We start from the raw sequence: 19943 nt of genomic DNA on the forward strand, positions 1-19943 counted from the left end.
CCGCCGGATCGGCGACCCTGCTGTCACCGCGCCGGATCTGCGGCGTAGGGTGCGGTGTCGGACCCCAGCAGGGGCCCTCTGCACGGATGTCGGATGCTTCCGACAGGAACGGGGTGGGCGCATGCCGGAGTGGAGCGGCGCCGGGCTGCCGCCCGCCGCGGCGGCACGGGTCGCCGAGGGGCGGGCCAGCGGGACGTGGTCGTCCGCGCTCTCGACCGGCGAGTTCGCCGCGATCAGGTCGGTCGGCTTCGAACCGGTCGGCCAGGTCATGGGGTCGGCGGTCTACCACGTCGGCCGCAGCGGCCAGTACTGGGGCTACCACAACTGCCTGTACCCCGGCGCCGGCCGTGCCACCGGCCGCTACGGCCCCGCCGGGATCGCCCTGTCCGGCAACGGCGCGCCGTCCGCGGCCCTGGTGCAGGTGCTGGACTCGGCGCGGCGCTCGGCACTGGGCCGGATGACCGCGGAGTGCGCGGCGCTCGGCGGTGACGGGGTGGTGGCGGCCCAGCTGACGATGGCTCCGTTCCCGGCCGCGCCGAACTGCCTGGAGTTCAAGGTGATCGGCACCGCGGTGCGGGCGGCCGGCCCGGTCCGGCCGCGCCACCCGTTCACCTGCCACCTGGACGGGCAGGGCTTCGCCAAGCTGATCGCCGCCGGCTGGGTGCCGGTCGACCTGCTGGTCGGGATGTCGGTCGGGGTGCGGCACGACGACTACACGACCACCCGCCAGTCGAACTCCTGGTCCAACCAGGAGGTGGACGGCTGGACCGCGCTGATCCACCACGTCCGGGCCGACGCCCGGGCCCAGTTGTACCGCCAGGGCCTGGTGCGCGGCGGCGACGGCGTGATCCTCGCCGACAGCGACCTGCGGCTGTGGGAGGAGCGCTGCCTCGGCAGCACCCAGAACAACGAGCAGACGGACCACGTCGCGGACAGCACGCTGATCGGCACCACGATCGCCCGGTTCGCCGTCGAACCCGCCGCGCCGCGCACCCTCACGGTGATGCCGCTGGGCGGTGGCGGCGACCGGCTGCGCCGCCGCCTCGCACAGGCCGGGCGTCCCGGCGCCCGCCGCTGAGCCACCCGCCGTCGAACCGGCCGGGCCTCCGGTCACCGAGCCACCGGGGCCACCGGGGCCACCGGCCGCCGATCCACCCGTCGCGTCCTACACATTCAAGGGGAGAACCAACCGGATGAGCACCTTCGATCCCGCCGCGCAGGGTGTGCCGGCCGACGCGATGCGGCGGCTGGCCGAGCTGCAGCCCGGCAAGCCCGGCTCGATCTTCACCAGTGACCTGTCCGTCAACGAGTTCCTGCTGGTCCGCGAGGCCGGGTTCCAGCCCATCGGCCTGGTCCTGGGCAGCTCGATCTACCACGTCGGGATCCAGCTCGGGCGCTGGGGCAAGAACCAGGAGCTCGAGACCCTCAGCCAGGCGATGTACCACGCGCGCGAGTTGGCGATGACGCGGATGGAGGCCGAGGCCGCCCAACTGGGCGCGGACGGCATCGTCGGGGTCCGGCTGACCGTGGAGGCCCGCGAATTCGGCTCGGACATCGCCGAGTTCATCGCCGTCGGCACCGCGGTCAAGGCGGACCGGCCGGCGCCCGGCGGCACCAGCTGGCGCAACAACAAGGGCCAGCCGTTCACCTCGGACCTGTCCGGCCAGGACTTCTGGACCCTGATCCGGGCCGGCTACGCACCGCTCGGCATGACCATGGGCACCTGCGTCTACCACATCGCGCACCAGAAGATGGGCTCGGTCTTCTCCAACATCGGCAAGAACGTGGAGATCGAGCAGTACACCCAGGCGCTCTACGACGCCCGCGAGCTGGCGATGGCGCGGATGCAGGCCGAGGCGGAGGAGCTGCAGGCGGAGGGCATCGTCGGCGTCCAGCTGAACGCCCACAACCACCGCTGGGGCGGGCACACCACCGAGTTCTTCGCGATCGGCACGGCGGTCCGCCCGCTGCGCGCCGACCACGAGATCGAGCGGCCCACCATGGTCCTCAGCCTGGACGGGTGAGACCGTGGAAGCACCAGGCACACCGCTGCAAGGAGAGAGATGACCGACCACCGCGAGCTCGAACCCTCCCCGGAGGAGCCGGGCTCCATCGAGCTGCTCGCCGCCGCGCTCCGCCGGGACGCCGCCGACCTGGAGGTGTACGCCCAGGTGCTGACCGGCACCCTGGCGGACGCGCTGCCGTCGGACGCGGTGACGGTCGAGCGCAAGCGCAGCGTGTCCGACCGGCTGGCCGGCCGGCCCGGGCGGATCGAGCGGATCGAGGTCTCGATGGAGGACCGGCGACTGGTCCTCAGCGTGGCCGGCGGGCGGCCCAGCGGCGAGGTGTGCCGGGTGGTCCGCGGCGTGGTGCTGTCCCGGCGTCCGGTACCGCTGGACGAGTGGACCCGCGAACTGGCCGCCGCCGTGACCTCCCGCGCCCGCTCGGACGCCCGGGCCCGCACGGCCCTGGAGCAGTTGCTGCTCGGCGGCTGAGCGCGCTCCCGTACGGCGCGCGCGGGCCCTGCGCCACGGCTGCGGCTACCGCAGCCCGTGCAGGCCGTGGCCGGGGCCGGTGGCCGTGCGCTGGATCGCGACGACCGCCGCGTCGTCGCCCAGCCGCCCGCCGGCGTGCGCCAGCAGGTCGCGGCGGACGTGGTGGACCAGCGCCTCGGGCGTGCACCCGGTCCAGCGCGCGACCCGTTCGGCCAGCGGGTAGAACGTGCCGGCCCGGTCCCGGGCCTCGACCACGCCGTCGGTGTACAGCAGCAGGGTGTCCCCCACCTCGAACGGGAACGTGTCGTTCGGGTAGTCGTCGGCCACCAGGGTGCCGAGGCCCAGCGGCGGCGCCGCCCCCGCCCCGTCGAGGAAGGACACCCGGTCCTCGCGCAGCAGCAGCGGGAGCGGGTGGCCGCAGTTGGTCAGGTGCGCCACCGGGGCGTCGTCGGGGATGTCGAGGAACAGCGCGGTGACGAAGTGCTCCGCCGTCTCGCTGTCCGTCTGCACGAAGTCCAGGAGGTACCGGCTGACGTTGCGGTCCAGCGTGCTGGCCAGGTCGGGCAGCGTGGCGTGCTGCGCGGCGACCAGCCGGAACGCGCTGAGCAGCAGGGCGGACTCCCCGACGGCGGCCAGCCCCTTCCCCCGCACGTCGCCGACGATCATCCGGGCCCCGCTGCCGGTCCGGGTCGCGGTGTAGAGGTCGCCGCCGATCTGCGCCTCGTACTCGGCGGCCAGGTACACGGTGGCGATCTGCAGCGAGCCGATCCGCTCGGGGATCGGGCGCAGCAGCGCGCGCTGCGCGGCCTCGGCCACCGACTGGGCGCGGGCGAGCTGCCGGCTGCGGCGCTCCCGGACCACCGCGAAGAACACGATCATGATCGACAGTGCGGCGAGCGCGGTGAGCTGCGCCGGGTGGTCGCCGCTGGTCACGCCCCCGCGCAGGGCGGCGATCAGCACGCCGACGGCGACGGTGAGCCCCGCGACGACCGCCGTGGCCCGGGGCCCGGCGATCGACGGGGTCAGCGCGGGGGCGATCACGAGCAGCGGGCCGAGGTGGGTCGAGGCGGGCGACTGCAGGATCGCCACGGTGAGCACCACGACGAGGGCGATCGGAAGCAGCACCAGCGCACCGGGGCGAGCCCAACGCCACCGGCCGACCGAGCGCTGTTCGACGTCCATGCCCTCAACTGTGCGCCGCGCCCCCGGACCGTGCATCCGGCACCGCCCGAGTGCGCCCCCGACCACCCGGACGGCACATCGACGGGGCCACTGCCCGCAGGCCGGGCAGTCTGTCGGCTGCTCGCCACCGCAGGCCCGGCGGTCGGCGGCCGATCGCTGCCGCGGGCCCGACCGGAGGGACCATGGGGGTACACAGCTGCCGCGACCGTCGGCCGGAGGAAGTGAGTCGGATGGCTGCCGTCTCCACCATGGTTCCGCTCGGGACGCCCGCGCCCGATTTCGCCCTGCCTGCGATCGACGGCCGGGCCGTGGCCCGGGACGACTTCGCCGCCGCTCCGGCCCTGCTGGTCGCCTTCCTGTGCAACCACTGCCCCTTCGTCCGGCACGTCGAGCAGGCCTTCGGCCGACTGGTCGACGAGTTCCCGGAGTTGGCGGTGGTCGGGATCTGCAGCAACAGTCCGGCCGTCGCGCCCGACGACGACACCGACGGGCTGCGCGGCCAGGTCGCGCGCACGGGCTGGACCTTCCCGTACCTCGTCGACGCCGACCAGTCCGTCGGCCGGGCCTACCACGCCGCCTGCACACCGGACTTCTTCCTGTACGACGCCCGCCGGGAGCTGGCCTACCGGGGCGCGATGGACGAGTCCACGCCGGGCAACCGGAAGCCCGTCACCGGCGAACTGCTGCGTGACGCCATCGGTCTGGTGCTGGCGGGCAGGCCCGTCCCGGAACCGCACCGGGCGAGCATGGGGTGCTCCATCAAGTGGGCCTGACCGGCGGGCGTCCGCCACCCGGCCGGTCCGCTCCGCGCTCCGGAGGTTGCGTCGCCTCGACGAGGAACGTCGCGATGTCGTCGGCCCGTTGGCCGGACCGCCGGGCGCCGGCCACCAGGTCGGTCGCCACCGTCTCCAGGTCCGGGGCCGCGTGGTCGAGCTGCCGGGCCAGGGCCGCGAGCGCCTCGTCGAGGTCCACGCCGGGCGCCTCCACCAGGCCGTCGGTGTAGAGCAGCATCAGCGCGCCGACGTCGAACGGCACCTCGGTGATCGGGTAGACGGCCTCGGCGTCGACACCCAGCGGCAGGCCCGGCGGGATCTCCAGCACCCTGGTGCGCGACCGGCCGGGCGGGCGCAGCAGCGGCGGCGGGTGTCCCGCGTTGACCAGGAAGGCGCGGTGCGCGCCGAGGTTCAGGTGCGCGTACAGGCACGTGGTGAAGAGACCCGGATCGAGGTCGCACAGCAGCCGGTTCGCCCGGACCAGGACCTGGTCCGGGGCGGCGCCCGCCGTGGCGTGGACGGCGGTGCGGACCTGACTCATCAGGGCGGCGGCCGGGACGTTGTGCCCCTGGACGTCGCCGATCACGGCGGCCGCCGTGGTCGGGCCGAGGCGGATGAGGTCGTAGAAGTCCCCGCCGATGTCCATGCCCCGGGTCGCCGGCAGGTAGCGGGCCGCGACCCGCAGCCCGTCCACCGGCGGCAGGGCGTGCGGCAGCAGGGCCTGCTGGAGGTCGTGGGCGAGCCGGTTCTTCGCGTCGTACAGGTGAGCACGGTCGAGGGCCTGGGCGATCAGCCCGGCCAGTGAGGTCAGGACGGTGCGCTCGTCCGCCGCGAAGCGGTGCGGCTCGTCGTAGGCGAGCAGGCAGCAGCCCACCGGGCGGCCGGAGGTGACCAGCGGCAGCACGGCCCAGGCCTTCTTGCCGGTGACCTGCGGGACCTGCGGGAAGGCCCGGGCCAGGTCCTCCGGGCCGTCGAAGAACCCGGGCACCCCTGCGGTGAGGGCCTGCACCATCGGGGCGGTGCGTTCGTCCAGCGGGATCTCCTGGAAGCGCGCGATGTCCGCGGCGTCGTACCCCCGGTAGCCGATCACCTGGAGCCGGCCGCCCTCGGCGCTCATCATCGCGAGCCCCTGGGCGTCGAAGGCCGGCAGCACCTGCTCGGCCACCAGGGCGATCACGTCGTCGACCGTGACGGCCTCGGTGAGGGCCGCCGCCAGGTGCATGATCTGGTAGAGCTGCCCGGCGCGGGACACCGGAGTCGGCCGGTGGCGACCGGGGACGGGAGTGGCCGCCGGGCCGCTGCTGGTCGGGGTGATGCGCACGCTGATCCCGTCACCGTCCGGGTAGAGCCGGAAGTCCATCCACCGGTCCGGCGGGCGCCTCGCGGTGAACGCCACCGGCTGCCGGCTGATGACCGCCGCCCGGTACCGGTCCTCGAACTCGGGGTCGTCCAGCCAGGGCAGGGCCTGCCACGGGATCGCGCCCAGCAACTGCTCCTTCGCGGCGCCGAGCAGGGCACAGGCCGTTTCGGAGATGAACGTGACCCGCCCGTTGAGATCGAGCGCGCAGCAGCCGCCCGGCAGGCGCTCCGCGAACGCGGTGGCGGCGGCCTCGGGCAGCTTGTCGGCGGCGAGCCGACGGGGCAGGACGCGGGGTCTGAGGGGCGCCGTGATGGGCTGCCGGGCGGTTTCGGCACCGGCCAGCAGCTCGGCGAGCCGGTCGCACCCGGCGACGATCCGGTCGCGGTCGGCCGCGGTGAGCTGCGGCGAGCGGGAGCCGGGCCACAGCAGCATCAACGAGCCCCACTGCCGCCCCGCGCTGCGGACGGGGGCGGCCGCCAGCGCGAAGTGGTAGGGCATCGACACGGCGATCCGCGGGTACAGCCGGGCGAACTCCTCGTGGTTGCCGGACCAGACCACCCTGCCGTCCCGCAGGGCGTCACTGCTGGGCGTCGGCGCGGTCAGTGCCAGCCTGGTCCACGGCGCGATGAACTCGGCGGGCAGACCCCGGACGGCCGTCAGGTGCAGCACGCCCTCGTCGGGCCGCAGCAGGTACACGCCGCCGGACGACGCGCCGCACTGCTCCACCGTCGCGGTCAGTACGTCGTCCAGCCGCTCGTCCCACCCGGCCGCGTCACCGGCGGCCGGCACGAGGTTCTCCCGCACGCCGTCTCGCTCTCCGCCGCTGATTCGGGGGCCCGACCCGCACCGCGCCCCGGACAACGCCCATACCAGTGACGCTACGCCCGCCGCGCCGGTCGGGCACACGCACCGGCGCGGGCCGCGGTGCCGCTCCCGGCCAGCTCCCGGCGTCGGGCCCAGGCCGCGGCCGAGATGCGGGCGAGCAGCCGGGCGGCCGGATCGTCCTCGTACTCGTCCTCCCCGGAAGCCAGCGGACCGCTGTAACACACCGCGATCACGTACGGCGGCATGCCGTCGGGCCGGACGATGCCCGCGCTGTGCCGCACCCCGGGGATCCAGCCGTTCTTGAACGCGATCCTCGTCCCCTCCGGGAGACCGGCCGCCAGGTCCACCCGCCACGCGTTGCGCTCGAGCAGGGCCAGCAGACCCGGCTCCAAGGACTGCAGCAGCCGCACGAGATCGCCGGCCGTGACGAGGTTGTGGACCCCGGCTTCACGGGCCGCGAGGTCCTCGATGCCGCGCGGGGTGGCACTGCGGGTCGCGCCGGCCTGCCGCCACGCCTCGGCGACCGCCTCCGGTCCGACCGCGGCCAGGCACAGGTTGGTGGCCAGGTTCGACGAGTGCGTGATCATCCGCTCCGCGAGCCAGCGCAGGCTGGCGGATCCGCCGCCGTCCGCCAGGCGCCACGGCTCGGGATCGCTGTCCCACTCCCGCGTGTTGGCGAAGCTGCCACCCGCCGCGGACGCGAACCGGTTGACCACCGGCCGGACGGCGTCGAGATCCACCCCGCTCCGGTACAGCGCCGCGAGGACCGCCACCTTCATCGTGCTGGCGGCCTCGTGCGGGACGTCCGCGTTCCGCACCACGACCGGCACCCCGTGCAACGGCCCCGCCACCATCGACAACACCGGCCCACCCCCTCGCCCGACGGCACGTCAGCCCATTGTCGCGCCGAGCCCGCGCCCCGGACCGATCGGCGCGCCCGTCGTGCGAGAGCGGTGATCGAGTCCTGGGATCCGGTCAGGCTGTCGTGCGGGCCGATTCGATGCTGCGGTGCCGGGCGGCGCCGTGCGCGAAATCGGGTACCGCTGAGGTGCCCTCGCGCAGGTCGTCCAGGAACTGCTGGTAGGCGTGCGCGACCGCGTAGAGCGGCGCGTCGGCCAGGGGGTCCAGGTGCGGGACGCGGACGTAGGAGTCCGGCACCGTCAGGGGCGCGAGTCCGGGGGAGGTTCCGCGGCCGCCTTCGAGGGTGATCGGGCTGAGCTGGAGGTGGCCGATCGGGGCGGTGAGGACGAGGTCGCCCTCGGTGCCGTTGATCTCCCAGCGGAAGTTGGTGCCCCGGGACCTGCCTCCGCGGTAGTGGAAGGTGACCACCGCGCCGCCCGGCAGCCGTCCCGAGGCCACCACCTGGTCCGCCGCGGTCATCGGCACGGGCCGACCGCTCTCGGTGTCCACGGCCGACGTGCGCCGCGACGCCAAGTCGATCCGCAGCTCCTCCGGCTCTCCCAGGACGGACGCGACTCCGTCGAGGGCGTGGCTGAACGGGATGGTCAGCAGTGTCGCGCCGTTGGCGGCGTCGAGCACGTAGTGGTCGCCGGGGCCGACGGTGGCGCCCCAGGCACCGCCGGAGCCGACCACCGTGGTGGACAGCACCTCCCCCACGTAGCCGTCGGCCACCAGGTCCCGTACGTGGGCGAGGGCGGGATGCGACCGCGCCTGGAGTCCGACGGCGGTCGGCACCGCGCGGCTGCGCGCTTGCTGCGCCATGTCCTCGGCCTCCGCGAGCCCGTTGCCCAGCGGCCACTCGCACAGCACGCTCTTGCCGGCGCTCAGCGCCGCCTGCACCAACTCCCGGTGGTGCGGCACCTTCACCGCGACGACCACCAGGTCCACCTCCTCGCAGGCGGCCAGTTCGGCCGCCGTCCCGAAGGTGCGGGCGACTCCGTGCTTCTGTCCGGAGCGCTCCGCCGACTGCTTCGAACTCGTGCTCAAGGCCTTCACCTCGTACCCCGGGACGGCGCGCAGGGCCGGCAGGTGGGAGCGCTCGGCCCAACTGCCCTCCGCCCCGAGTCCGATGATCCCCACTCCGATCGGCTTCCCGGACCGGACCAGCTCGGTGAGCAGTGACTCGGATGTGTTCACGATGCGCAGCCTGTTCTCTGTGTGGATGGTCGAGGCGTGGATGGTCGAGGGGTGGATGGTCTCGGTGGGGATGAGCGCCGACGGCCGAGCGGGCCATGGCGATGGTCCGGTCGGCCGTCGGCGGTCAGTTCGGTGCGCCTGCGGGCGACTTCGGGCCGGGCTCGCTGTCCAGCAGGGCCATCAGGGGTGCGGCGTAGCGGGTACCGGCCACCGCACCGGCCGGGACGGCCTCGTCGATCGCGCGGAGGTCCGCGTCGGTCAGCGCGACGTCGGCCGCGGCCAGGGCCTCCGCGACGCGGTGCGGTCGGCGAGCGCCCAGGACGGCCACGACGGTGCCGTGCGCACGGCTCCGGGCGAGGACCCAGGCAGTGGCGAGCTGCGCGACGCTGATGCCGCGCGCGTCGGCGAGCGGCCGCAGCCGTTCGACGAGGGCGAGGTTCGTAGCGAGGTGGTCGGGGTGGAAGCGGGGCAGCCAGTGGGCGCGCGGGTCGCCTCCGGCGGGTTGCCGGTAGCCGCCGGTGAGCAGCCCGTGCGCGAGGACCCCGTAGGCGGTGACGCCGATCCCCAGCTCGTGGCAGGTGGCCAGGATGCCGTTGGCCTCGGGAGCACGGCTGAACAGGGAGTACTCGATCTGCACATCGCAGATCGGGTGCACGGCGTGGGCGCGGCGGATGGTCTCGGGCCCCACCTCGGAGAGCCCGACGTGCCGCACGTACCCGGCCTGGACCAGCTCGGCGACGGCACCGATGGTGTCCTCGATCGGGGTGTCGGGGGCGAGGCGGGCGGGGCGGTAGATGTCGACGTGGTCGGTGTCGAGGCGGCGCAGCGAGTAGGCGAGCGCGTTCTTCACGTGGGCGGGGCGGCCCTCGATGCCGACGAAGGATCCGTCGGGGCCGCGCAGACCGCCGAACTTGACGCTCAGCAGCGCCTTTTCGCGATCACCGGCGCGCAGGGCGCGGCGGATCAGGTCCTCGTTGTGGCCCATGCCGTAGAAGTCGGCGGTGTCGAGGAGGGTGACGCCGGCGTCGAGGGCCGCGTGGATCGTGGCGATCGCGTCGGCCTCGTCGGCGGGGCCGGTGTGGTCGGACATGCCGGCGCAGCCCAGGGCGAGCGGGGGTACCTGCGGGCCGCCGGCTCCGAGGGGTCGGGTGTGCACGGTGTCTCCTGCGGGGCGAAAAAGGGTGGACGCAAGCGACCGGGATGCGCCGAGGGCGCAGCCGGCTGCTAGCGTTGACATCTCAACACTAAGAAGAGGCATGTTGATATGTCAACGCCGAATGGCGAGAGCGCCGCGCCGGACGAAGCCACGACCGACGCCGCGTACGAGCCCGTCGACTTCTGGAGCGCCTTCAAGCGCGCCCACGAGGTCGTCCGGGCCCGGGTGATCGCGGACACCGCCGAGGCGACGGGCCTGTCCGAACCGGACCTGGCGATCCTCGCCGGCCTCAACAAGGCGGGAGGCAGCGTGCGCCAGAGCGAGCTCGCCGCGTCACTCGGCTGGGACCGCACCCGCATCTCCCACCAGCTCACCCGCATGGGCAACCGCGGACTCGTCACCCGCGAGCGCGCCGGCGCTGTGACCGTCACCCTCACCGACGCCGGACGCGAGGCCATCACCGCCGTGCACCCCGGCCTGGATGCGGCGGTCCGCCGCCACCTCACCGACAAGCTCTCCGCGCAGGAGATCGAAGTCCTGAGTTCCGTGTTCCGCCGGTTGTAGGCGCCGGGGACTGCCGGCGTGCCCCAAACCCGTCGAGCCCTGGAACCGTGGAGCCCTGGAACCGTGGAGCTGCAACCCCGTTGCCGCCTCGCTCAACTGACGGCCGTACGGTCGAGCGCCACCGGGCACCCCCTCGGAGCGACAGCCGGTCCTCGTCCCCGCGTGCCGGACTCAGGACCCGGCAGGCACCTCGACGACGATCTCCCGCTTGAGGATCTTGCCGGTCGCTCCCTTGGGCAGGTGGTCGGTGAACGTGACGATCCGGGGGTACTTGTAGGCGGCCACCCGCTCCTTGACGTACGCGCGGATCTGCTCGGCGGTCGCCCGTGCGCCGTCCCGAAGCGTGATCACGGCGGCCACCTCCTCCCCGTGGACCTCGTGCGGAACGCCGACGACGGCCGCCTCGGCCACCGCCGGGTGCGCGTACAGCACCTCCTCCACCTCCCGCGGGTAGACGTTGTAGCCGCCGCGGATGATCAGGTCCTTCTTGCGGTCGACGATGTAGTAGAAGCCGTCCGCGTCGACCCGGGCGAGGTCACCGCTGTGGAACCAGCCGTCGTGGCAGGCCGCGGCGGTCGCGTCCGGGCGGTTCCAGTAGCCCTTCATCACGTTCTCGCCGCGGATCGCGATCTCACCGACCTCGCCGGGCCCCACGGCGGTGCCGTCGGCCGCCACGAGCTTCAGCTCCACGCCGCGCACGGGCAGGCCGATCGAGCCGGGCCGGCGCGGTCGGTCGGGGTGGTTGAACGAGGCGACCGGGGACGTCTCGGAGAGCCCGTAGCCCTCCAGCACCACCGCCCCGAACTCGCGCTCGAAGGCGTGCAGGATCTCGACGGGGAGCGCGGCACCACCGGACACGGCCAGCCTCAGCCGGGAGGCGCCGGATCCTTCCCGGACCACGGAGTTGAGCAGGGCGGTGTACATCGTGGGCACGCCGAGGAAGACGGTGACCCCGTCCCGCCGGATGATCTCCAGCGCCTGCTGCGGGTCGAAGCGCGGCAGCAGGGTCAGTGCGGCGCCGGCCGCGACGGCGGCGTTCAGGGCACAGGTCTGCCCGAAGGCGTGGAACAGCGGCAGTCCGCCGAACAGCACGTCGTCCGGCCCGAGTCGGAACAGCGTCTCGACCGAGGTGCGGGCGTTGCCCAACAGGTTGCGGTGGGTCAGCTCGGCTCCCTTCGGCGTCCCCGTGGTGCCCGAGGTGTAGAGGATCACTGCCGTGTCGTCCGCCGCCCGGTCGGCGACCTCGGGCATCGGCGCGACGGCGCTGAGCAGGGTGTCGTACGTCGCCGCCCCGATGACCAGGCTGCCGGTCCCGGTGTCGGCGGCGGCCTGCGCGACCTCGTACGCGTACGGCGGGACCGTCACCACGGTACGGGCCCCGGAGTCCCGCAGGACGAACTCCATCTCCCGGGCCTTCAGCAGCGGATTCATCGGAACCACCACCGCACCGGCCCGCAGCACGGCGTAGTAGGCGACGGGGAACAGCGCGACGTTCGGCAGGACGAGTGCGACGCGGTCGCCCGGGCGCACCCCGTCGACGTGCAGCAGTCTGGCCATCCGGGCGCTGGCGTCGTCGAGTTGGGCGTAGCTGAGGGCGGTCTCGTCCTGCCGGACGGCGGTCCGCCCGCCGTGCGTCCGGGCGGAGACCGCCAGCAGGGAGGCGAGGTTGGTCATGGCGTGGACTCCTTCGGTCCGGCGCGGTGGCGGGCCGGGGGCGGCGGGACACGGCGGTTGCCGCGGCGCGGTGCGGCGATCACGCCGCGGGGCGGGACGGCGATCACGTCGCGGGGCGGGACGGCGCCGCGGCCGGCGCCGCCGTCCACCCGGTCCGGGTCCGCCCACAGGTGGTCGGGCAGGGAGCGTCCCTGACGCAGCGTCAGCCAGAGCCGCAGCAGGTGGCGCCGGTGCCCGCCGTGGTCCCGGTACTCGGTGCGGGAGTGCAGGACCGCGTGGTTGCCGACCAGCAGCAGGTCGCCGGCCGCGAGGTCGAGGTCGAGCCGGAACCCCGGCGAGTCGGCCAACTCATCGATCAGGTCGAACAGTTCGATGTCCGCCGGTTCGAGGCGCGGGGCGTCCGGAAACCGCTGCGCGGACTCCAGGTGGCAGCGGTTGTACCGGAGGCTGAGCTTGCCCGCGTGCCAGCAGGCGAGCGGCAGGGTGTCGTACCCGCGCTCGCCCGGGCCGTGCTCCTCGCGGCGGTCGACGGCGTACCGGCGGTAGAGGCGGGACACGAGATCGGGCCGCCGCGCCAGCACCGCGTTGTGGACGGCCGCCGAGCTCACCAGGCCGATCCGCCCGCCGGAGGCGGCCGGCCGCAGGCACAGCAGCGCGAGTGCGTCCGATCCGTCGGTGTGCCAGGACAGTCCGGCACGGGTCTGGTAGCCGCGGGTCGCGGGGTCGGCCAGGCTGCGGCCGGTGTCGCGGACGTGGCCGAGCAGGTGCCCGTCCGCATTCTGCGAGACCGGCACGCCGAGGTGCCGGCCGAGCCCCCAGAAGAGGGTGCTCGCGGCCGCCTCCCCGTACCGTGCGACGGGGAGGCCCCGCACCAGGGCGAAGCCGCGGCCGTGCTCCAACTCCCCTGCGATGCGCTCCAGTTCGGCGGCAAGCGTGGGCAGCGGGAAGTCCGCCGCGGTGCACCGCAGCAGCGTGAGGTCGCGCCTGCGCACCGTGTGCAGCGCCGCGTCGAGCTCGGCGAGCTGCGTGGGCGTCAGCCTCGTGGTCCACGCGTCGGGGTCCGCGAGTTCCGGGCCGTGCCAGACGGCCGGTCCCACGAGGGACTCCTGCAACATTCGGTGGACTCCTTCCGTGCCGCTGTGCGGGTCGGTTCCGACGCCCGCGCCCGTGCCCGTGGACCGGACCTGCGGCGGTGCGACGTCCGTGCTCGCCCCGCGCCCGGTGCGCGGGCGAGCTCTCCGGCGGTGGCCCGGGGGCCGGGCGGCCTGCCGGGCCGTTCGCCGCGGAGTGCCGGTCGAGGCCTGCTGGCCCTCGGCTCCGCGGTGGTGCAACGCTAGGACTCGGCCGTTCGCATCGCTTGACTTCAGGTGACAGGTGACTTACCACTTGGGGACACGAGGAGGGAGTCGAGCCATGCGGCCTCTGGTGCGCACCGCGGCGCTGAACGGCTACGTCGAGCTGAGCCGGTCCCTCGGGATCGACCCGCAGGCGCTGCTGCAGCGCGTGGGCCTGGACGCCGCCGCCCTCGCCGTCCAGGACCGGTGGATCCCCGCGGCTGCCGTGGTCCAGCTGTTGGAGCTGTCGGCCGCAGCGGCCTCGTGCGACGACTTCGGCCTGCGGATGTCGGAGCTGCGCCGCTTCTCCAATCTCGGCCCGATCAGCCTGGTGGTCCGGGAGGAGCCGACCGTCCGCAGCGCCCTCGGGCTGCTCCTGCGCCACGAGCACATGTACAACGAGGCGATGCACGCCCGGCTCACCGAGCGCAACGGCCTCGCCACCCTCGAGGTCGAGCTGGACCCCGGCGAGGCCGTGGCGCAGCGCCAGGCCCTCGAACTCGCCGTGGGTGCCTTCCACCGCGTCCTGCTCGGCTTCCTCGGCTCCCGGTGGCAGCCGCTGACGGTCTGCTTCACCCACACCGCGCCGGCGAGCGCCGACGAGCACCGCCGGGTCTTCGGCTCGGCGGTGGAATTCGGCCGGGAGTTCAACGGCATCGTCTTCTACGCCGGGGACCTCGATTCGCCCAACGCGATGTCCGACCCGCTGCTGCGCACGTACGCCCAGCAGTACTTCAAGGCCATCGCCGTGCCCAGGGAGACCGAGGTGCCCGACCGGGTGCGCGAGTTGATCGAGGCCCTGCTGCCGACCGGGCGGTGCTCGGTCGAGCAGATCGCCCGCAGCCTCGGCGTCGACCGGCGCACGGTGCACCGGCACCTGGCGCAGTCGGGCGAGACCTTCTCCTCGCTCCTGAACCAGATCCGGGTACAGCTCGCCGAGCAGCTGGTGGCGAATCCGCGCCGCTCGCTCACCGAGATCTCGGAGCTGTTGGGGTTCTCGGCGCCCAGCGCCTTCTCCCGGTGGTTCCGCGGGCAGTTCGGCCGCAGCGCGAAGGAGTGGCGCAGCGACCGGGGGACGTCCGCAGGGCGCTGATCGGGACGCGCTGTCCCCAGATGGCAAGTCTCGTGTCCCCCGAGGTAAAGCACCGGCCTTCGGCGGGCCCTACCGTGGCTGCACCGCACCGAGGGGTCGACCCCCGCGACGGCGGGCAGCGCGGCTGACCCACCCTCAGTCACCGCCGCTCCCGCGGATCGCGGCGTCGTCCGGGCCCTGCCCGGCCGACCGGGACAGCCCGTTCGCCCCCGCCGCCCAGCGGCCCGCACAGCCGGCACCCCGTGCCCGGCCGGTGCCACCCATCCGACGAAGGAGACGGACCGTGCACTTCCACGACGACTCACTGTATCCGGAGAACCAGGAGAAGCTGGTCATCCAGGCCGCGCCCTACGGGCCGGAGTGGTTGCCCGGCGACGCCGACGACCTCCCGCTCACCATGGACGAGCACGTGCAGGCCGCCGTCGACTGCTACAACGCCGGCGCCACGGTGCTCCACATCCACGTCCGCGAGCTCGACGGCCACGGCTCCAAGCGGATGTCGATGTTCAACGAGCTGATGGCCCGGCTGCGCGAGGCCGTGCCGGACATGGTGCTGCAGATCGGCGGGTCGATCTCGTTCGCCCCGGAGGACGAGGGGGGTGACGCCAAGTGGCTCAGCTACGACACCCGCCACATGCTGGCCGAGATCACCCCGAGGCCGGACCAGGTGACGATCGCGATCAACACCAACCAGATGAACATCGTCGAGCTCTTCGACGACGAGGACATCGAGGGCACCTCGATCGCCAAGCCGGCGTACTACAAGGCGTACCGCGACATGGTGGTCGAGGCCGGGCCGGACTTCTACCTCGAACACCTCGAGCGGCTGCGCGCCAAGGACATCCAGCCGCACTTCCAACTCGCCCACACCGCGCAGCTGGAGACCGTGGAGCGACTGATCCGCAAGGGCGTCTACTGCGGCCCGCTGGTCCTCAACTACGTGGCGATCGGCGGCGGGTTCGCCGGCCGGCACCCGGCCGACCTGATCGAGTTCGTCCGCCGGGTCCCGGACGGCGCCGTGCTCACCATCGAGGCCTCCATGCGCGCGGTGGCGCCCATGAACGCGATCGGTATCGCCCTGGGCGCGCACGTGCGGGTGGGCAACGAGGACAACCTGTGGCGCCGCAAGGGCGAGCGCATGTCCTCCGTGGAGCAGGTCGAGCAGATGGTCCGGATCGCCGACACGCTCGGCCGCGAGATCGCCACCGGGGCGGAGGCCAAGCGGATCTACAAGATCGGCGAGTGGTACGCCGACGCCGACGAGACCCTGGACCGGCTCGGCATGGTGCCCAACCGCCGACCCGGCCGGCGCGGCTCCATGCTGCGCGACACCAGGCCGGCCGGCTCCGCACCGGCCTGACCCGCACCGGCCTGACCCGAGCCGCGGTCGGGAGACGCCCGTGACTCCGGGGCGGGCACCGGCGTCTCCCGGCCGCCACCCCGATCGACACCCGCGGACGCCCGCCCGATCCGCGCGTCCGCGACGAACAACGGAGCTACCACCATGGCGCACGCCATCCGCTTCCACGAGGCCGGCGGCCCCGACGTCCTGCGGTACGAGGAGGTCGCCGTCGGTGATCCGGGCCCGGGCGAGGTGCGGATCCGCCACGCCGCCGTCGGGCTCAACTTCGCCGACACCTACTTCCGCACCGGCCTCTACCCGGCCCCGCTGCCCGCCGGACTCGGCGTCGAGGCCGCCGGTGTGATCGAGGCCGTCGGCCCCGGCGTGACGGAGTTCGCCGAGGGCGACCGGGTCACGTACACCGGCAGCCCGCTCGGCGCCTACAGCACGGCCCGGGTCATGCCCGCGGACTCGCTGATCAAGCTGCCCGGGGAGATCGACCTCACCACCGCCGCCGCCATGACCATGCGCGGCCTCACCTCCGCCTACCTGCTGCGGAGGATCCATCCGCTCGAAGCCGGCGACACGATCCTGCTGCACGCGGCGGCCGGCGGCGTCGGCCTGATCGTCTGCCAGTGGGCCAAGCTGCTCGGACTCACCGTCATCGGCACGGTCTCCACCGAGCAGAAGGCCGAGCTCGCCCGGGCCCACGGCTGCGACCACGTCGTGCACTACCGGCGCGAGAACGTCGCCGACCGGGTGCGCGAACTGACCGGCGGCGTCGGCGTGCCCCTCGTGCTCGACAGCGTCGGCAGGACCACCTTCGCCGGGTCCCTCGCCTCGCTCCGGCGCCGCGGCCTGCTGGTCTGCTTCGGCACCGCCTCCGGCCCCGTCCCGCCGATCGACGCCATGCAACTCGCGCTGCACGGCTCGGCCTTCGTGACCCGGCCCGCGCTCGCCGACTACATCGCCGACTCGGCGGAGCGCGCCGAGCTCGCGGGCGAGCTGTTCGGCCACGTCGCCGCGGGCCGGATCACGATCGAGATCAACCAGCGCTACGCACTCGAGGACGCGGCGCAGGCGCACCGCGACCTGGAAGCCGGAGGGACCACCGGGTCCTCCGTCTTCGTCCTCTGACCACGCCCCGCGTGGACCAGTCGGCCTCCCTGGAGGAATCACCATGAGCCAGCCCCCCAGCCCCACCGCGGGCGCACCCGCCCTGGTGCGCTCGTCCGTCCGCCGCACGATCAAGGTCGAGCCGCTGACCTGCACGATCGGCGCCGAGCTGTCCGGCGTGCACCTCGGCGACGCCGCGCGCGACGTGGACCTCTTCGCCGAGATCAAGGAACTCCTGCTCACGTACAAGGTCCTGTTCCTGCGTGACCAGGACATCACCCGCGCGGAGCACGTGGCCTTCGCCAGGCGCTTCGGCCCGCTGGAGGACCACCCGGTGGCCGGCAGCGACCCGGACCACCCGGGACTGGTCCGCATCTACAAGGACCTGGACAGCAAGCCCGAGCACTACGAGAACGCCCTCCACACCGACGGCACCTGGCGCGAGAACCCCTCCATGGGCGCCGTGCTGCGCTGCGTGGAGTCGCCCCCGGTCGGCGGCGACACCATCTGGGTCACCATGGCGGAGGCGTACCGCCGGCTCCCCGAGCACATCAAGGTCCAGATCGAGGGGCTGCGCGCCCGGCACAGCATCGAGGCGACGTTCGGCGCGGTCATGCCGATGGAGGCCCGCCACCAGCTGAAGGACCGGTACCCCGATGCCGAACACCCCGTGGTGCGCACCCACCCGGAGACCGGCGAGAAGATCCTCTTCGTCAACGCCTTCGCGACACACTTCGTGAACTACCACACCCCGCAGCACGTCCGGTTCGGCCAGGACTACGCGCCCGGCGCCGGCCAGTTGCTGAACTACCTGATCAGCCAGGCCGCCATCCCCGAGTACCAGGTCCGCTGGCGCTGGCAGCCCAACAGCGTGGCCATCTGGGACAACCGCTCCACCCAGCACTACGCCGTCCAGGACTACTGGCCCGCCGTCCGCAAGATGGAGCGCGCCGGAATCGTCGGAGACAGACCCTTCTGAGCCCGGTACAGAACAGGTGAGGTGGCAAACAATGGCGTTTCACACCACTGCGGAGTCCACGGCGGCGACAGCCGCCCCGGTCCCCCTCGTCTCCCGAGGCTACGCCAGGGTGGTCTTCGCCCTCAGCTTCGGACTTCTCCTGTCGGACTACATGTCACGGCAGGTGCTCAACGCGGTCTTCCCGCTGCTGAAGGCCCAATGGATGCTCACGGATGCCAAGTTGGGCTCGCTCAGCGGCATCGTCGCCCTCTCGGTCGGGGTGCTCACCTTCCCGCTCTCCCTGCTCGCCGACCGGTGGGGCCGGGTGCGGAGCCTGGTGCTCGCGGCGACGCTGTGGAGTGTGGCGACCCTCGGCTGCGCGGTGTCGGCGAGCTACGGCCAGCTGTTCGTCGGACGGCTGTTCGTCGGCATCGGCGAGGCCGCCTACGGCAGCGTCGGCATCGCCGTGGTCCTCAGCGTCTTCCCGGTCGCCATGCGGGCCACCCTCTCGGGTGCGTTCATCGCCGGCGGGGCCTTCGGTTCGGTCCTCGGTGTCGTGATCGGTGGGTTCGTCGGCCAACACCTGGGCTGGCGCTGGGCGTTCGGCTCGATGGGCATCTTCGGCCTGGTCCTGGCCGTGGTCTTCGCCGCGGTGGTCACCGAGCGGAAGCTCGCCCCGGGGCGGACGACGACCGCGGTGGACCGCGCACAGGCCGCCCCGCTGCGCGGCCTGCTGCCGCAGCTGTTCTCCTCGGTCTCGGTGCTCAGCGCCTACGTCGGCAGCGGGCTCCAGCTGTTCGTCCCGGGCGCCCTGCTCGCCTGGCTGCCCAGCTTCTTCAACCGCTCCTACCACCTGCCGACCGCGAAGGCCGGTGCGGTGGCGGGAATCTTCGCCCTGCTCATCGGAGCCGGCATGATCGGCGGCGGAATCCTCTCCGACCGGATCAGCCGGACCGTCGCCGCCCGCAAGTGGACCGTCGCCGTGGCCTGCAGCCTCGCCTCGCTGGTCCTGCTGTCGGCCGCGTTCCACCTGCCGACCGGCGGTCCGCAACTCCTGCTGCTGGGCGCGGGCGCGCTGACGTCCGGCGCCACCGCCGGACCGGCAGCCGCCATGGTGGCCAATCTGACGCCCGGCGCCATCCCGGCGACCGCCTTCGGCACGCTCACCCTGGCCAACAGCCTCCTCGGCCTCGCCCCCGGCCCCGCGGTGACCGGAGCGATCGCCGACCGGACCGGCCTGGTCGGCGCGCTGCAACTGGTCCCGCTGGTCGCGCTGCCCGCCACGGCGTGCTTCCTGCTCGGACGCAGCCGCTACGACACCGACCTGCACCGCCTGCGCGGGCTCCTCGCACCGGCGTCCCCCGAAGTGGAGGCCACCGCATGAGGACCGCCGCCCGCCCCCCGGTCGTGATCGTCCCCGGTCTGCGCGACCACGTCGCCGACCACTGGCAGACCATCCTCGCCGCAGAACTCGCCGCCGCCGGCCGGGACGTCCGCACCGTCCCGCCGCTGACCGGTGGTCAGCTCGACTGCGCGGCCAGGGTCGCCGCCCTGGAGGAGGTGGTGGCGCAGACCCCGGGACCACCGATCCTGGTCGCCCACAGCGCCGGCGCGGTGATCACCGTGCACTGGGCACTGCGCACCCGGCGCCCGGTCCACGGCGCGCTCCTGGCGACGCCGCCGGACTTCGACACTCCCCTGCCGGAGGGCTACCCCTCCCCCGAGGTTCTCCGGCAGCACGGCTGGACACCGGTACCGCGCCAGGCCCTGCCGTTCCCCAGCATCGTCGTGATGAGCGACGACGACCCGCTCGCGCACTCCAAGCGGGTCGCCGAACTCGCCGCCGCCTGGGGCAGCAGCCTGATCGGGATCGGCCCGGTCGGCCACCTCAATCCGGCCGCCGGCTACGGCCCGTGGCCCCGGGCGGAGGAACTCGTGCGCGAGCTCGAACTCGGCTGACGCCGCAGCGGCCTC

General features: G+C 73.5%; 18 protein-coding genes. 11 read left to right on the forward strand and 7 right to left on the reverse strand.

Features of this window, described 5'->3' with window-relative positions:
* Positions 1 to 121: 121 nt before the first annotated feature.
* From ACFW1A_RS13615 to ACFW1A_RS13625, 3 genes are all read left to right on the forward strand, one after another.
* Complete coding sequence (locus tag ACFW1A_RS13615) at positions 122 to 1078, forward strand: heavy metal-binding domain-containing protein (RefSeq protein ID WP_380408427.1); 957 nt, start codon at positions 122 to 124, stop codon at positions 1076 to 1078.
* A 115-nt stretch (positions 1079 to 1193) separates the two neighbouring features.
* On the forward strand, positions 1194 to 2024 hold the full coding sequence (locus tag ACFW1A_RS13620; RefSeq protein ID WP_380408429.1) for a heavy metal-binding domain-containing protein: 831 nt from the start codon (positions 1194 to 1196) through the stop codon (positions 2022 to 2024).
* 39 nt (positions 2025 to 2063) lie between these two features.
* On the forward strand, positions 2064 to 2495 hold the full coding sequence (locus ACFW1A_RS13625; RefSeq protein ID WP_380408431.1) for a hypothetical protein: 432 nt from the start codon (positions 2064 to 2066) through the stop codon (positions 2493 to 2495).
* A gap of 45 nt (positions 2496 to 2540) precedes the next feature.
* Here ACFW1A_RS13625 and ACFW1A_RS13630 read toward each other — a convergent pair whose 3' ends face one another.
* Positions 2541 to 3677 (reverse strand): PP2C family protein-serine/threonine phosphatase, encoded by a 1137-nt coding sequence (locus ACFW1A_RS13630; RefSeq protein ID WP_380408433.1) that lies wholly within the window; start codon positions 3675 to 3677, stop codon positions 2541 to 2543.
* A 230-nt stretch (positions 3678 to 3907) separates the two neighbouring features.
* On the opposite strand from ACFW1A_RS13630, the gene ACFW1A_RS13635 reads away from it, so the two are divergent.
* The gene (locus ACFW1A_RS13635) at positions 3908 to 4450 is read left to right on the forward strand and encodes a thioredoxin family protein (RefSeq protein ID WP_380408435.1); all 543 of its coding nucleotides are present in this window, start codon (positions 3908 to 3910) and stop codon (positions 4448 to 4450) included.
* Here ACFW1A_RS13635 and ACFW1A_RS13640 read toward each other — a convergent pair.
* The 4 genes from ACFW1A_RS13640 to ACFW1A_RS13655 all read right to left on the reverse strand — a co-directional run bounded on the left by ACFW1A_RS13640 (position 4437) and on the right by ACFW1A_RS13655 (position 9888).
* Complete coding sequence (locus ACFW1A_RS13640; RefSeq protein ID WP_380408437.1) at positions 4437 to 6614, reverse strand: SpoIIE family protein phosphatase; 2178 nt, start codon at positions 6612 to 6614, stop codon at positions 4437 to 4439. The genes ACFW1A_RS13635 and ACFW1A_RS13640 overlap by 14 nt on opposite strands.
* A gap of 74 nt (positions 6615 to 6688) precedes the next feature.
* Positions 6689 to 7456 carry a serine hydrolase gene (locus tag ACFW1A_RS13645; RefSeq protein ID WP_380408439.1) on the reverse strand — a complete coding sequence of 256 codons (768 nt, stop codon included), beginning with the start codon at positions 7454 to 7456 and terminating at the stop codon, positions 6689 to 6691.
* A gap of 154 nt (positions 7457 to 7610) precedes the next feature.
* The gene (locus tag ACFW1A_RS13650) at positions 7611 to 8732 is read right to left on the reverse strand and encodes a Gfo/Idh/MocA family protein (RefSeq protein WP_380408441.1); all 1122 of its coding nucleotides are present in this window, start codon (positions 8730 to 8732) and stop codon (positions 7611 to 7613) included.
* A gap of 124 nt (positions 8733 to 8856) precedes the next feature.
* Positions 8857 to 9888 (reverse strand): aldo/keto reductase, encoded by a 1032-nt coding sequence (locus ACFW1A_RS13655; protein WP_380408443.1) that lies wholly within the window; start codon positions 9886 to 9888, stop codon positions 8857 to 8859.
* Between the two features lie 108 nt (positions 9889 to 9996).
* On the opposite strand from ACFW1A_RS13655, the gene ACFW1A_RS13660 reads away from it, so the two are divergent.
* Positions 9997 to 10452: a MarR family winged helix-turn-helix transcriptional regulator gene (locus ACFW1A_RS13660; protein WP_380408445.1), complete on the forward strand. Its 456-nt coding sequence runs from the start codon at positions 9997 to 9999 to the stop codon at positions 10450 to 10452.
* A gap of 171 nt (positions 10453 to 10623) precedes the next feature.
* Here ACFW1A_RS13660 and ACFW1A_RS13665 read toward each other — a convergent pair whose 3' ends face one another.
* Both ACFW1A_RS13665 and ACFW1A_RS13670 read right to left on the reverse strand, forming a co-directional pair.
* A complete protein-coding gene (locus ACFW1A_RS13665; protein ID WP_380408447.1) occupies positions 10624 to 12126 on the reverse strand; it encodes a long-chain fatty acid--CoA ligase in 1503 nt (500 codons plus the stop codon).
* Complete coding sequence (locus tag ACFW1A_RS13670) at positions 12123 to 13241, reverse strand: TauD/TfdA family dioxygenase (RefSeq protein ID WP_380408449.1); 1119 nt, start codon at positions 13239 to 13241, stop codon at positions 12123 to 12125. The genes ACFW1A_RS13665 and ACFW1A_RS13670 overlap by 4 nt, the downstream gene beginning before the upstream one ends.
* Before the next feature lie 298 nt (positions 13242 to 13539).
* Here ACFW1A_RS13670 and ACFW1A_RS13675 point away from each other — a divergent pair, with 298 nt between their 5' ends.
* The 6 genes from ACFW1A_RS13675 (at position 13540) to ACFW1A_RS13700 (ending at position 19928) form a co-directional block, all read left to right on the forward strand.
* On the forward strand, positions 13540 to 14553 hold the full coding sequence (locus ACFW1A_RS13675) for an AraC family transcriptional regulator ligand-binding domain-containing protein (RefSeq protein WP_380408451.1): 1014 nt from the start codon (positions 13540 to 13542) through the stop codon (positions 14551 to 14553).
* A gap of 283 nt (positions 14554 to 14836) precedes the next feature.
* Positions 14837 to 15913: a 3-keto-5-aminohexanoate cleavage protein gene (locus ACFW1A_RS13680; protein ID WP_380408455.1), complete on the forward strand. Its 1077-nt coding sequence runs from the start codon at positions 14837 to 14839 to the stop codon at positions 15911 to 15913.
* A 144-nt stretch (positions 15914 to 16057) separates the two neighbouring features.
* Entirely contained in the window at positions 16058 to 17032 is a 975-nt protein-coding gene (locus tag ACFW1A_RS13685) for a quinone oxidoreductase family protein (protein WP_380408458.1), read from the forward strand.
* 43 nt (positions 17033 to 17075) lie between these two features.
* Positions 17076 to 17990, forward strand: coding sequence for a TauD/TfdA dioxygenase family protein (locus ACFW1A_RS13690; RefSeq protein ID WP_380408460.1), 915 nt, complete (start codon positions 17076 to 17078; stop codon positions 17988 to 17990).
* 31 nt (positions 17991 to 18021) lie between these two features.
* A complete protein-coding gene (locus ACFW1A_RS13695; protein WP_380408462.1) occupies positions 18022 to 19353 on the forward strand; it encodes an MFS transporter in 1332 nt (443 codons plus the stop codon).
* Positions 19350 to 19928: an RBBP9/YdeN family alpha/beta hydrolase gene (locus tag ACFW1A_RS13700; protein WP_380408464.1), complete on the forward strand. Its 579-nt coding sequence runs from the start codon at positions 19350 to 19352 to the stop codon at positions 19926 to 19928. Before ACFW1A_RS13695 ends, ACFW1A_RS13700 begins: the two co-directional genes overlap by 4 nt.
* The last annotated feature ends 15 nt before the right edge of the window (positions 19929 to 19943 follow it).

The organism is Kitasatospora sp. NPDC058965, assembly GCF_042741245.1.
Taxonomy (GTDB): domain Bacteria; phylum Actinomycetota; class Actinomycetes; order Streptomycetales; family Streptomycetaceae; genus Kitasatospora.

Bases quoted from the DNA above. Each gene is read 5' to 3' on its own strand.
- ACFW1A_RS13615 (WP_380408427.1), top strand. From the start codon at position 122: ATGCCGGAGTGGAGCGGCGCCGGGCTGCCGCCCGCCGCGGCGGCACGG.
- ACFW1A_RS13620 (WP_380408429.1), top strand. From the start codon at position 1,194: ATGAGCACCTTCGATCCCGCCGCGCAGGGTGTGCCGGCCGACGCGATG.
- ACFW1A_RS13625 (WP_380408431.1), top strand. From the start codon at position 2,064: ATGACCGACCACCGCGAGCTCGAACCCTCCCCGGAGGAGCCGGGCTCC.
- ACFW1A_RS13630 (WP_380408433.1), bottom strand. From the start codon at position 3,677: ATGGACGTCGAACAGCGCTCGGTCGGCCGGTGGCGTTGGGCTCGCCCC.
- ACFW1A_RS13635 (WP_380408435.1), top strand. From the start codon at position 3,908: ATGGCTGCCGTCTCCACCATGGTTCCGCTCGGGACGCCCGCGCCCGAT.
- ACFW1A_RS13660 (WP_380408445.1), top strand. From the start codon at position 9,997: ATGTCAACGCCGAATGGCGAGAGCGCCGCGCCGGACGAAGCCACGACC.
- ACFW1A_RS13665 (WP_380408447.1), bottom strand. From the start codon at position 12,126: ATGACCAACCTCGCCTCCCTGCTGGCGGTCTCCGCCCGGACGCACGGC.
- ACFW1A_RS13670 (WP_380408449.1), bottom strand. From the start codon at position 13,241: ATGTTGCAGGAGTCCCTCGTGGGACCGGCCGTCTGGCACGGCCCGGAA.
- ACFW1A_RS13675 (WP_380408451.1), top strand. From the start codon at position 13,540: ATGCGGCCTCTGGTGCGCACCGCGGCGCTGAACGGCTACGTCGAGCTG.
- ACFW1A_RS13685 (WP_380408458.1), top strand. From the start codon at position 16,058: ATGGCGCACGCCATCCGCTTCCACGAGGCCGGCGGCCCCGACGTCCTG.
- ACFW1A_RS13690 (WP_380408460.1), top strand. From the start codon at position 17,076: ATGAGCCAGCCCCCCAGCCCCACCGCGGGCGCACCCGCCCTGGTGCGC.
- ACFW1A_RS13695 (WP_380408462.1), top strand. From the start codon at position 18,022: ATGGCGTTTCACACCACTGCGGAGTCCACGGCGGCGACAGCCGCCCCG.
- ACFW1A_RS13700 (WP_380408464.1), top strand. From the start codon at position 19,350: ATGAGGACCGCCGCCCGCCCCCCGGTCGTGATCGTCCCCGGTCTGCGC.